8 protein-coding genes are annotated in these 13,250 nt (G+C 63.2%); 1 reads left to right on the top strand and 7 read right to left on the bottom strand.

Annotated elements, in window-relative coordinates:
* Nucleotides 1-345: 345 nt before the first annotated feature.
* Entirely contained in the window at nucleotides 346-570 is a 225-nt protein-coding gene (locus DK871_RS27400; protein WP_014718181.1) for a DUF465 domain-containing protein, read from the bottom strand.
* 175 nt (nucleotides 571-745) lie between these two features.
* Here DK871_RS27400 and tkt point away from each other — a divergent pair, with 175 nt between their 5' ends.
* Nucleotides 746-2,788, top strand: a complete 2,043-nt coding sequence (gene tkt, locus DK871_RS27395; protein WP_161907362.1) for a transketolase — start codon at nucleotides 746-748, stop codon at nucleotides 2,786-2,788.
* A gap of 103 nt (nucleotides 2,789-2,891) precedes the next feature.
* On the opposite strand, the gene uvrA is transcribed toward tkt, so the two are convergent.
* From uvrA to lexA, 6 genes are all read right to left on the bottom strand, one after another.
* Nucleotides 2,892-5,411, bottom strand: coding sequence for an excinuclease ABC subunit UvrA (uvrA, locus tag DK871_RS27390; RefSeq protein ID WP_161907361.1), 2,520 nt, complete (start codon nucleotides 5,409-5,411; stop codon nucleotides 2,892-2,894).
* Nucleotides 5,408-7,120 (bottom strand): ATP-binding protein, encoded by a 1,713-nt coding sequence (locus tag DK871_RS27385; RefSeq protein WP_161907360.1) that lies wholly within the window; start codon nucleotides 7,118-7,120, stop codon nucleotides 5,408-5,410. The genes uvrA and DK871_RS27385 overlap by 4 nt, the downstream gene beginning before the upstream one ends.
* Before the next feature lie 100 nt (nucleotides 7,121-7,220).
* Entirely contained in the window at nucleotides 7,221-10,292 is a 3,072-nt protein-coding gene (locus DK871_RS27380) for an error-prone DNA polymerase (RefSeq protein WP_161907359.1), read from the bottom strand.
* Between the two features lie 136 nt (nucleotides 10,293-10,428).
* Nucleotides 10,429-11,844 (bottom strand): DNA polymerase Y family protein, encoded by a 1,416-nt coding sequence (locus DK871_RS27375; protein WP_161907358.1) that lies wholly within the window; start codon nucleotides 11,842-11,844, stop codon nucleotides 10,429-10,431.
* 7 nt (nucleotides 11,845-11,851) lie between these two features.
* Nucleotides 11,852-12,466: a translesion DNA synthesis-associated protein ImuA gene (imuA, locus tag DK871_RS27370; RefSeq protein ID WP_003191873.1), complete on the bottom strand. Its 615-nt coding sequence runs from the start codon at nucleotides 12,464-12,466 to the stop codon at nucleotides 11,852-11,854.
* Nucleotides 12,466-13,083 carry a transcriptional repressor LexA gene (lexA, locus tag DK871_RS27365; protein ID WP_161907357.1) on the bottom strand — a complete coding sequence of 206 codons (618 nt, stop codon included), beginning with the start codon at nucleotides 13,081-13,083 and terminating at the stop codon, nucleotides 12,466-12,468. The genes imuA and lexA overlap by 1 nt, the downstream gene beginning before the upstream one ends.
* Nucleotides 13,084-13,250 lie beyond the last annotated feature (167 nt).

The following is a 13,250-nucleotide window of genomic DNA, read 5'->3' as shown; positions in this document are numbered from 1 at the left end:
GTTCTTAAACCTTACGATGAACCAGTTTGATGCGCGACAGCGCTATGTCGGAGACTTAGTGGGGCCTCCCACATTTGGATTGTGGGGTGTCAGGTGGATAGGCGTCGGCTGGGAGGCCGCCATCGCAGGCAAACCAGCTCCCACAGGCAGCATTTGCAGCCGACCGATTCGGCCCTGTGTTGCATGAATTCTGAGGATGCCCACCCGGCTCAACAACGCAATCCTTGCGCCGCAACAAGCCCCAGAGCCGAGTGGACGGGGCGCATCATAAGGAGTGAAACGGCATTTGTCCTCCAGACAATTCTGAACAAATATGCACATTCCAAATGTGTGGCGAGGGACCGCTTAACCCAGCCGCCCCACAATTTCGTCTTTGACCAATAGCCGTTTCTTCTTCAGCTTTTCCACATCCTCATCGCTGGCACTGGCTTTTTCCGCTTTTAGCACCTCAGCGTCGGCGTCGTCGTATTGAGTGAGCAGCGCATCCAACCGTTTGTCCTGCGCCCTGCGTTCGTGAACAACTTCCTTGCTCAACCCCAAGTCCTGATACAGGTCGTGTTTCACTGGCATGGCGTACCTCCACAAATTGATCGATGGTCTACGCCCTTGAAGCTAGCCCATTCCAACCGGTCTTGTCATGTTCGGGGTCAATACATTCCCGTTCGTCGCGGCGCAAGCGATGGGATCAAACCTTTGCCCTGCCCTGCCCTCAACTGTAGATCGCCACCCCAGGGAGAACGGTTTTATGAATCACGTTGCCACTGCTGCCGACACCCAATGCATCAATACCCTGCGCACCTTGGCCATGGATGCCGTGCAGAAGGCCAACTCGGGCCATCCGGGCACGCCCATGGGCCTGGCCCCGGTGGGTTATACGTTGTGGAGTCGCTTCCTGCGTTATCACCCCGAGCATCCCGACTGGCCCAACCGTGACCGTTTTGTGCTGTCGGTAGGGCATGCCTCGATGCTGCTGTATTCGCTGTTGCACCTGGCCGGTGTGGTGGAGATCGACGCCCACGGCAAGCGCTCCGGCCAGCCGGCCGTCAGCCTGGACGATATCAAGCAGTTCCGGCAGATCGGCTCCAAGACCCCAGGCCATCCCGAGTACCGCATGACCACGGGTGTGGAAACCACCACCGGCCCGTTGGGCCAGGGCTGCGCCAACAGCGTGGGCATGGCCATGGCGGAGCGCTGGCTGGCTGAGCGCTTCAACCGCGACGGCCAGGTGCTGTTTGACTACGACGTCTACACCCTGTGCGGTGACGGCGACATGATGGAAGGCATCAGCAGCGAAGCCGCGTCCCTGGCCGGGCATTTGAAGCTCGATAACCTGTGCTGGATCTACGACAACAACACCATCAGCATCGAGGGCCACACTGAGCTGGCGTTCAGTGAAGACGTGATCCAACGCTTCCGGGCCTATGGCTGGCACACCGTACACGTCACCGATGCCAATGACTTGCAGGCGTTGAGCGTGGCGCTGGAAACCTTCAAGGCCAATACCGGCGCCCCCACCTTGATCGTGGTGGACAGCGTGATCGGCTACGGCTCACCGCACAAACACAACACCGCTGCAGCCCATGGCGAGCCACTGGGCGAGGACGAGATTCGTCTGACCAAGGCTGCCTATGGCTGGCCGCAGGATTCAAGTTTTCTCGTACCCGAGGAGGCTCGCACAGTGTTGCGCGATGCCCTTTATGAACGTGCCGAGCCGCTGTACGCCGAGTGGAACCAGACCCTGGCCTCCCTCGACCCGCAACAGGCCGATGAACTGCAACGCATGCGTGCCGGGGAAATGCCCGAACAATGGCAAGCACACCTGCCAAGCTTTGCTGCCGATGCCAAAGGCGTCGCCAGCCGCGCTTCGGGCGGCGAGGTATTGAATGCCTTCGCCCAACAGATCCCATGGCTGCTGGGCGGTTCGGCAGACCTGTCGCCCTCGACCAAGACCAACCTCACCTTCGACGGTGCCGGGCGTTTCAGCGCGGATGACTACAGCGGGCGCAACCTGCACTTCGGTATCCGCGAACACGCCATGGGCGCGATTGCCAACGGCATGGCGCTGTCCTACCTGCGGCCGTACACCTCGACCTTCCTGGTGTTCAGCGACTACATGAAACCGCCGATCCGCCTGGCCGCGATCATGGAATTGCCGGTGATCTTCGTGTTTACCCATGACTCCATCGGCGTAGGCGAAGACGGGCCCACCCACCAGCCCATCGAACACCTGACCCAACTGCGTGCCACGCCGGGGCTACTGACCCTGCGGCCGGGCGATGCCAATGAAACCCTTGAGCTGTGGAAGGTGGCACTGGCACAAACCCATCGGCCCAGCTGTATGGTGTTATCGCGCCAGGCATTGCCGACGCTGGACCGCAGCCACTATGCCGCAGCCTCTGGCGCGGCCAAAGGTGCCTATGTGTTGGTCGGTGCAGATCAACCTGAGGTCATCCTGATCGCCACCGGCAGCGAAGTCAGCCTCGCGGTGGCCGCGTATGAGCAGCTCAAAGACCAAGGCATTGGCGCTCGCGTGGTGTCGATGCCCAGTTGGGAGTTGTTTGAAGACCAGGAGCAAGCCTACCGCGACAGCGTCCTGCCACCGGCGGTGAAAGCCCGCGTAGTGGTGGAGCAGGCAGGGCCCTTGGGATGGGACCGCTACGTCGGGCAGACCGGCGCCAAAGTGGTGATGAACAGCTTCGGCGCCTCGGCACCGTTGGCCAAGTTGCAGGAGAAGTTCGGGTTTACCGTGGAGAATGTGGTGAAGCTGGCCAAAGAGCAGATCTTGTAGGAGCGAGCTTGCTCGCGAAGAACTCACAGGCACCGCGTTTATTCAGGACGCACGCGTTATCGTTGACGTTTTTCGCGAGCAAGCTCGCTCCTACAGTTGGTTATTAGGTCAGTTCTCTGGCCAGAAAGGGTGCGGTGCGGCTTTGTTTGCTCTTGGCAACTCTGTGGGGCGTACCGCACGCCACCACCGTTCCGCCCAAGTCCCCTGCCCCCGGGCCGATATCAACCACCCAGTCACTCTGGGCCACCACGCGCATTTCATGCTCCACCACAACCACCGTATGCCCTGCCTCCACCAAGTGATTCAATTGGCTGAGCAAACGATCGACGTCCTTGGGGTGCAAGCCGGTAGTCGGCTCGTCGAGCACATACAACGTAGCGCCCCGGGCGTTACGTTGCAGCTCGGTAGCAAGCTTGATGCGTTGGGCTTCACCGCCGGACAGCTCGGTAGCCGGCTGCCCCAGGCGCAGATAACCCAGGCCGATATCGCGCAGCACCAACAACGAGCGCAGGATGCCCGGCTGCTCGGCGAACACCTGCACCGCCTGTTCCACCGTCAGCCCCAGCACCTGGGCGATGTTCAAACCCTGCCATTTGATTGCCAGGGTGTCGGGGTTATAGCGCGCGCCGTGACAGGTCGGGCATGGCGCGTACACGCTGGGCATGAACAGCAACTCAACGCTGACAAAACCTTCACCCTCGCAGTTCGGGCAACGGCCCTTGGCGACGTTGAAAGAGAACTGCCCGGCATCGTAATTGCGTTTCTTGGCCGCCGGCGTGGCGGCGAACAGTTTGCGCACGTTGTCGAACAGCCCGGTGTAGGTCGCCAGGTTGGAACGCGGCGTACGGCCGATGGGCTTCTGGTCCACCTGCACCAGGCGCTGGATGTGCTCCAGCCCGGCGCTGATATGCCCGCCACTGGCTTGCGGTGCGGCATCTTCCAGGCTCGGTTCGTCGTCGCTTTCCAGCACGCGCCCCAGGCCCGTGCCCACCAACTCCAACAGCGCCTGGCTGACCAGGCTGGATTTGCCCGAGCCGGAAACCCCCGTCACCGCGGTGAAACAGCCCAGCGGGAAATCCACGTTCAAATTGTTCAGGTTGTTTCGCGTCACGCCCTCCAGCTTCAGCCACCCGGCCGGCTCGCGGCTTGGCGCATTGGTCGGGCGAGGTTGGGCAAACAGGTATTCGCGGGTCTGCGAGGCCTCGACATCCGCCAACCCTGCGGGCGGCCCGCTGTACAGCACTTGCCCGCCATGCTCGCCGGCAGCCGGGCCCACGTCGATCAGCCAGTCGGCGCGGCGCATGGTTTCCAGGTCATGCTCCACCACAAACAGCGAATTGCCTGCGGCTTTCAAGCGATCAAGCGCAGTGAACAATGCTTCGCCATCCGCCGGGTGCAGACCCGCCGACGGCTCATCGAGCACATAAATCACGCCGAATAACTGCGAGCCCAATTGGGTAGCCAAGCGTAAACGCTGCAGTTCCCCCGACGACAAGGTCGGCGTGCTGCGCTCCAGGGACAGATAACCCAGGCCCAAGTCGATCAACGTATTGACCCGCTCGAGCAGGTCCTGGGCGATGCGTTGGGCTGCCAGGCGTTTTTCCACCGACAGCTTCATGGTGTCTTGCCCAGCCGCCACCGGCCGTAGCAACTCAGCCAATTGCGCCAGGGACAGTTGCGACAGCTCACCGATATCCACCCCGGCAAACTTCACCGACAGCGCCGCCTGGGTCAGGCGCTTGCCCTTGCACAACGGGCAGGCACTGCCTTGCATGAACTGCGACACGCGCTTTTTCATCAGCGCGCTTTGGGTGTGGGCGAAGGTGTGCAGGATATAGCGCCGAGCGCCGCTGAAGGTGCCTTGGTAACTGGGCTCCAACTTGCGTTTCAATGCTTCGCGGGTCTGCTGCGGGGTGAAGCCTGCGTACACCGGTACGGTGGGGGTTTCTTCGGTGAACAGGATCCAGTCGCGCTGCTTTTTCGGCAAGTCGCGCCATGGAATGTCCACGTCATAGCCCAGGGTCACGAGGATGTCGCGCAGATTCTGGCCTTGCCACGCCAACGGCCAGGACGCCACTGCACGCTGACGGATGGTCAACGACGGATCAGGCACCATCAGCGCCTCGGTCACTTCATACACACGGCCCAGGCCATGGCATTGCGGGCACGCGCCTTGGGGCAGGTTCGGCGAGAAATCCTCGGCGTACAACATGGCCTGCCCTTTCGGATAACGGCCCGCGCGGGAATAGAGCATGCGGATCAAGCTCGACAAGGTGGTGACACTGCCCACCGACGAGCGCGCACTCGGTGTACCGCGTTGCTGTTGCAGGGCCACGGCAGGCGGCAAGCCTTCGATGCTGTCTACATCCGGCACGCCGACCTGGTCGATCAAGCGCCGCGCATAGGGCGCCACCGATTCGAAATAGCGGCGCTGGGCCTCGGCATACACCGTGGAAAACGCCAGGGACGATTTGCCAGAGCCAGACACGCCGGTAAACACCACCAGGGCGTCCCGGGGAATATCCACATCGACATTGCGCAAGTTATGTTCACGGGCGCCACGCACCCTGACGAAGCCCGTTTGCTGGGTGGTGAGCGGTGGGATGTTGCGCTGTGATGTCATGGGCAACCTTGTCTTGCGCCAAGCACCCTGCGCACGCGTTGGGTCAGGGCATCGGGACTGTAGGGTTTGCTCAGCAGGTGGATATCGGCGCTGAGCAGATGATTGGAAGACAGAATGTCGCGGGTGTGGCCGGAGGTAAACAGCACTGGCACCGGCGGGTTCTGTGCGCGGGCCCACGTGGCCAGGTCGATGCTCTTGACCCGACCGGGCATCACCACATCGGTAAAGATCAGATCCGGTACTGCGCCGCGCTGCAACACTTGCATCGCGCGGTCGCCATCCTCGGCGGTCAGTACGGTATAGCCCGACTGCTGCAGCAACTCGACCACCGTCAGGCGTACGCCTTCATTGTCCTCGACCACCAGGATGGTTTCCTGGCCGCCACCTTGCAGGTCCGCATCACTGTAGTCGTCGAAGCATTCAGGCTCCAGGCAGTGGGGGAAATACATCTGCACCACCGTGCCTTTGCCCTCCTCGCTCCACATGTCCACATGCCCGCCGCTTTGGCGCACAAAACCGAACACCATGCTCAGCCCAAGGCCAGTGCCGTGGCCTTCGCGCTTGGTGGTAAAGAAGGGTTCGAATGCGCGCTTGAGGGTTGCCTCGGACATGCCCACGCCGGTGTCGGCCACCGCCAGGCGTACGTATTCGCCGGGCTTGATGCTTTTGCCCACGCAATCTTGCGAGTTGAGGATGACATTTTCCCCGGTGATACGAATCACACCCTCGCCCTGCATGGCATCGCGGGCGTTGATCGCCAGGTTGAGCAGCGCGTTTTCCAGCTGGTTGCGGTCGACATTGATGCACCAGGAGTCCTGGGGCAGTTGCACGTCGATATGAATGGTTTCCCCCAGCGCCCGTTGCAACAGCTCGCCCAGGCCGGCGTAGATGCGCTGCGGGTTGTACACCGCTGGAGACAAGGGCTGGCGACGGGCAAAGGCCAGCAGTTGCGACGACAGTTTGGCCCCACGTTCCACGGCGGCGATGGCCGCGGTGACGCGACGTTGCACCTGGGGGTTGTCCGGTTCATGCCGGGCGAGCAAATGCAGGTTGCCGGCGATCACTTGCAGCAGGTTATTGAAGTCATGGGCCACGCCACCGGTCAGGCCGCCAATCGCTTCCAGCTTCTGTGACTGGCGCAACTGGTCTTCGGCGGCCGACCGCGCCTGCACTTCAGCGGCTACGCGCTGCTCCAGATTATGGGTGAGCTCCTGGCGCACCCGCTCGGACTTCACCAGTTCGGTGGTTTCCACCACTATCGCCAGCACTCCGGCCGGCTGTTGGTTGTCCCCGGCCACGGGGCTGTAATAGAGGTCCAGCCACGCGCTTTCCGGTTGGCCGTGACGCGATAACACCAGCTCCTTGTTATTGAACGACAAGGTGCCGCCCGCCAGGCACGTATCCACCACATGCCGATTGAACTCGGCCACTTCCGGCCAACCCAGTTCTACCGGAGTGCCCAAGAGGTAGGGATGGCGCCCGCCGGCAAATACCGAATAGCTGTCGTTGTAGATCATGTACCCCGCCCGCCCCCACAGCATCACCATCGGCACGGGTGAGGCCAGCATCATTTGCACGGTGCACGCCAGGCTCGTGGACCACTGATCCAAGGGGCCAAGGTCGGTGCTGGACCAGTCAAATGTGCGAATCCGCTGGGCCATTTCGCCGGCCCAGCCTTCACAGCCATGGGGGTTGGATAAAAATTGCATGATTGGGCTCTGTGCGGGGACAAGACAGTCGCAAGTTTTGGAGCGCGCCAGCGGTGGATGGTTTCATCTTGAATACACAGGAATGCAGAAACTACTGAACTCAATGAAAATCCCGGCTGCGCACCACAATCCCCTCCAGCAGCGGCGTCAAATCGGTGAGGCGCCCGGCGATTAAATGCCGCACCTCGCCCACCGCCTCCCAACGGCCGTCCACCTTGAGCAAACGCGAGCCCACCAGCGCCTGGCGCTGACGCTCGGCCAGGTCGCGCCAGACCACCACATTGAGGTTGCCGAACTCATCTTCCAGGGTGACAAAGGTCACGCCGCTCGCCGTGCCTGGGCGCTGGCGGCCGGTGACCAGCCCGGCGATGCTTACGTTGCGCCCATGTTCCACCGCCAGCAACTCCTGGGAACTGCGGCAGCGGCGCCGGCGTAACTCGGCGCGCAACAACGCCAGGGGATGGGGCCCCAGGGTGGTACCGAGCGTGGCGTAATCGGCGTGCAAGTCCTCGCCGACTGTGGGCTCGGGCAATGCCACCCGCATTTCATCGGGGCTCGGCAGGCCCGCAAACAAGCCCAGTTGCTGATGCACACCGGCCACGTCCCAGCGCGCCTGATGGCGGTTGCCGGCCAGGGCGCGCAAGGCCCCGGCATCCGCTAGCAGCGCCTGGGCACGCGTATCCAGCCCGGCGCGCGCGTCCAGGTCGGCGATGTCGCTGAATTGTCGATGCTGACGCGCCGCCTCGATACGCCGCCCATCTTCCTCGCGAAACCCTGAGATCATGCGCAAGCCCAGGCGAATCGCCGGTTGCTGGCCGTCGATGGGCTCCAGGCTGCAGTCCCAGTCACTGGCCTGCACATCCACGGGGCGGATCTGCAAGCGATGGCGCCGCGCGTCCTGCAGAATCTGGTCCGGGCTGTAGAAACCCATGGGCCAGCTGTTGATCAGGGCGCAGGCGAAGGCCGCCGGCTCATGGCATTTGAGCCAGCAACTGGCATAGGTCAGCAAGGCGAAACTGGCGGCGTGGGACTCCGGGAAACCATAGCTGCCAAAGCCCTTGATCTGCTCGAAAATCTGCGCGGCAAAGGCTTCGGTGTAGCCGTTTTTGAGCATGCCGGTGCGCAGGCGTTGCTGATGGGGCTCCAGGCCGCCGTGACGTTTCCAGGCGGCCATGGAACGGCGCAACTGGTCGGCCTCGCCGGGGCTGTAGTCGGCGGCGACCATGGCGATTTGCATCACCTGTTCCTGGAACAGCGGGATGCCCAGGGTGCGTTTGAGCACTGCTTCCAATTGCGGCGACGGATAGGTCGTGGGCTCTTCATTATTCCGCCGCCGCAAGTACGGATGCACCATGCCGCCCTGGATCGGTCCGGGGCGCACAATGGCAACCTCGATCACCAAGTCATAAAACGTCTGCGGCTTGAGCCTGGGCAACATCGACATCTGCGCCCGCGACTCGATCTGGAACACACCGATGGTGTCGGCCTTGCTGATCATGGCGTAGGTGGCCGGGTCTTCCTTGGGAATCGTGGCCAGGCTCAAGTCCCGGTGGCGATGCCGGTGCAGCAAATCGAAGCAGCGGCGGATCGCACTGAGCATGCCCAGGGCGAGGATGTCCACCTTGAGCAAGCCGACGGCGTCGAGGTCGTCTTTGTCCCACTGGATAATGGTGCGCTCGGCCATGGCCGCATTTTCCACCGGCACCAGGGTGTCCAGCGGGTATTCGCTGATCACAAAGCCGCCAGGGTGCTGGGACAGGTGCCGGGGAAAACCGATCAGTTGCTGGGTGAGCGTCAAGACCCGGCGCAGCAGTGGGCTGTCTGGGTCGAAGCCGCTTTCACGCAGGCGCTCCAACGGCGGCGCTTCATCGCTCCAGCGCCCGCAGCAATCGGCCAAGGCGTTGATCTGGTCTGCCGGCAGCCCGAGGGCCTTGGCCACATCGCGTACTGCGCCTGTGGCGTGGTAACTGCTGACCACCGCCGTCAAGGCTGCACGGGTGCGGCCATAGCGCTGGAACACGTATTGCAGCACCTCTTCGCGGCGTTCGTGCTCAAAATCCACGTCGATATCCGGCGGCTCGTTGCGCTCTTTGGACAGGAAGCGCTCGAACAGCAGGTTGGTCAGGCTCGGGTTGATTTCGGTGATGCCCAGGGCAAAACACACCGCCGAGTTAGCCGCCGAACCTCGGCCCTGGCACAGGATCGAACGGCTGCGGGCGAAGCGCACAATGTCATGCACGGTGAGGAAATAGCTTTCGTAACCCAGCTCGCTGATCAGCTGCAGTTCACGCCGGATTTGCTGCAAGGTCTTGTCGTCGATACCTTCGGGCCAGCGCTGGGCGATGCCTTCTTCGGTGAGGGTGCGCAACCAGGATTGGGCGTCATGGCCCGCGGGGACCAGCTCGCGTGGGTAGTGATAGCGCAACTGGCCGAGGTCGAAGGTACAACGCCGCGCGATGGCAAGGGTTTCATCCAGCAAGGCCTGGGGGTACAGCGCCGCCAGGGCATCCAGGCTGCGCAGGTGGCGTTCGCCATTGGGGTGCAGGCGCGTGCCGGCTTCGGCCACCGGCACATGGTGGCGGATGGCGGTCATGGTGTCTTGCAGGGCACGGCGGCCCCGCGCATGCATATGCACATCGCCGCAGGCCACGGCAGGGATTTGCAGGCTGTGGGCCAGTTGCAAGCGCTGTTGCAGATGGCGCGCATCATCCTGGCCACAATGCAGGTGCACCGCCAGCCACAGGCGTTGGTCGAAGGTACGGCGCAGCCAGTCGAGGCTGGCTTGGGTGTCGCTGTCTTGCGCCACCCACAACGCCAACAGGCCGGGCAGCGGTTGCTCGAAATCTTCCTGTAGCAGACGATAACTGCCCTTTTCAGCCCGTCGCCGCGCCAGGGTGATCAGCCGGCACAGGTGCTGGTAACCGCTCAGGTTCTCCACCAGCAGCACCAGTTTCGGGCCGTTTTCGATGTGCATTTCGCTGCCGATAATCAGCGGCAAGTCCACGGCTTTGGCAGCTTGCCAGGCGCGCACGATGCCTGACAGCGTGCATTCATCGGTGATCGCCAGGGCGCTGTAGCCTTGGCCTTTAGCGCGCTCGAAAAGTTCCAGCGCACTGGAGGCGCCGCGCTGGAAGCTGAAATTGGACAGGCAGTGCAGCTCGGCATAACTCATGCACTCCTCTCCCCTGTAGGAGCGAGCTTGCTCGCGAAAAACCCGAGGGCACCGCGTTCATCCTGGTTTCCCGCGTTATCGTTAACCACCTTCGCGAGCAAGCTCGCTCCTACAGAGGGTGGCGGACCGAGGGGGCTCATGCAAACCAGCCTTGCAACCACAGCCCATCGCCTTGCCCCACCGTACGATAGGCCCAGCCCTGCTGGCCGGCGCGGGTCTGGACCAGGTAATAGTCGCGGCGCACATCGGCGCCATCCCACCAGCCGGATTCAATGCGCTCCGGGCCCATCAGGATCTGTACGCCGTGCTCGGCCAGCAAGGTCGGTTGCGGCAATAACCAACCTGGGCGCCGGACCTTGTTCAAGCTCGGGCACGGCTGGTGGTCGGTCGCGGCTTGCCAGGCGCATTCGGGGCGGTGGTCGGCCTGAAAACGCAGGCCCTGCACCGCCTCATCCCCCAGGCGTGCACGCAGGCGTTCGCGCAATTGTTCCCACGGCAGGGTTTGTTGCGGGCGGTCGTCGAACAGGTCCTGGCGTTGCGGCACAAACACCGGCAAGTCCTCGGCCACCAGGCGCACCCCCCGCACCGGCGCGGTGACCTGTACCTGCTCCAGACGCCCACGGGCCAGTTCGAACAACATCGAAGGCTCGCGCTCGGCGCTGAGCAGGCCCACCTTGATCACACTGTCGTGTGCCTGGGCATGTTCCAGGTGCAGGTCAAAGCGTTGCACGCCACTGTCGCGGCCGCACAGGAAAGCGGACAGATCGCCGGTCAAGCGCCGCAAGGGGAACAGCAGCGCCTGGTGGGATTGCACATCGAAATTCAATTCGATGCGTGCATCGAACTGATCGGGCGGTTGATAGAAATCCAGGGCCAATGGCCGCTGCCCGCTGAGGGCGTCGAGGTGTTTGAGCAGGCTGGCGTCAAAGCGTCGCGCCAGGGTATGCCGGGGCAAGGCCTGCACCTGGGCCAGGTTGCGCAGGCCCATGCGCGACAAGGCGGTGGCGGCCTGGGGTTCCAGGCCTGCACGGTCGATAGGCAGCGATGCCAGGGCCTGCATCAGGGCGCGGTCATCGGCCACGGCCAGGCCGTCGTAACAGTTTGCCAATACCCGCGCCGCCGCCGGGTTGGGCGCAGCGACGATGCGATGACGAAAGCCAAGTTCGGTCAGCTCTTTGCGCAAACGCGCCTCAAGTTGCGGCCAGGGCCCGAACAGGCCCAGGCTCGATTCGATCTCGAACAACAAGGCCCGTGGGTAATACAGGCTGACCTGGGAGCTGAACCGGTAGGCCCAGGCGGCCAGAAACTGCTGCAGCCGCTCGATCTCCAACGGGTCGTATTCGACACAGGCAAACTGCTTGGCCAGGGCATGGGCCGCCGTCAACGATTGCCCGGGGCGCAGGCCCAAGGCGCGGGCGGCGGCGTTGACGGCTTGCAACACGCGCCGCTGCGGCGTGCCGGCCAGCAGCGCCAGCGGCTGCGCGGGTTCGGGATGCACACGCTGTGCTCCGTCCAGCGCCAATTGCGGGAAGACAATACACACCCAACGCATGGCAACCTCAATGCCCCGCCAGGGCAATCGGCGCCGGGTGGGCCAGCCCGCCGCGGCACTTGAGCACCCGCACTTGCGCGGGCCTGGCCTCGACCGCCAGGCGCAGGGCGGCGGGCGAGGCATTGATCGCCTCGCTCAGGGAGCGCCAGGCAAACGCCAGGGTCTGCCCGGTTTCCGCCGCCACCTGCAAACGCCGCAAGGCACGATCATCGGCCTTGCGCGGCCAGCACAACACCGCACCGCAACTGCCCGAACGCAGACATTGCTCCACCGCCCACAGTGCGTCGCGCTCCTCGGCCCGGATAATGGACAACTGACGCACATCCACCCCGGCGTTCTGCCACGCATGGGGATAGGGGGTATAGGGCGGCGCCACCAGCACAATGCGCTCGCCCAGGGCCGACAAGCGCGCCAGTGTGGGCAGCACCAGTTGCAACTCGCCCACTCCGTCCTGGGCCATCAGGATTTCACTCAAGGCCGATTCCGGCCAGCCGCCACTGGGCAGCACCGCATCCAGCGCCGCCAGCCCCGTGGGATGTACGCTGGCCGGTGGCGCGGCGGGCCGGCCCTTCCAGACTCGCCCGCCATTGAACAGCGAGTCCAGGGCAACCACGGCGCCCATCAGCCTTGCCTCACCAGGCCGCAGAACACACCTTCGATGGCCAGGTCCTGCTCGGGCCCGACCACGATGGGTTGATACACCGGGTTGCGCGGCAACAGGCGAACCCTGTCGCCGTGGCGCTCGAAACGTTTGATGGTGACGTCACCGTCCAGGCGCGCCACCACAATCTGCCCGTTCAAGGCTTCTGCACTGCGGCGTACGCCCACCAGGTCGCCATCGAGAATGCCATCTTCAATCATCGAATCGCCCTGCACTCGCAGCAGGTAGTCGGGGGTTTTGGCGAAGGTGGCGGGGTCCAGTTGCAAGCGGCTGTGCACCTCGGCATCGGCGCCAATGGGCCGACCGGCCGCCACCCGGCCGAGTACCGGCACATCCAGCCACTCGGGGCGCGCAGGCTGATTGAGCAAGCGAATGCCACGGGCCTGGTTGGGGTTGACCTCGATAAAGCCGGCTTCAGTCAGCGCCACCACATGTTTGCGGGCGACGCTGCGCGAGGCGAAGCCGAACGCCTCGGCGATCTCGGCGAGGCTGGGAGGCTGGCCTTGTTGCGCGATGCGCTCGCGGATGAAGGTCAGGATGGCAGTGCGGCGGGGAGTCAGGTTTGTCATGGAGTACATTTGTACTCCTGTGGGAAATTTCTGACAATAGCCGTCAGTCTGCTAACTCCCACATGAAGGCATAGGTATCAACATAACTCTGTAAGCTCAACGGTAACCACGATGCGAAGCGAGCCGCTCTTGATCTGCTTTTGATCTTGATCTCAGGCGCCCCGTTAAACCACGCT

The organism is Pseudomonas sp. L13, from assembly GCF_009935965.1.
GTDB lineage: Bacteria > Pseudomonadota > Gammaproteobacteria > Pseudomonadales > Pseudomonadaceae > Aquipseudomonas > Aquipseudomonas lactis.
Note: the sequence above shows the minus strand (reverse complement) of the source record. Positions and strands in the feature narration are given on the sequence as shown.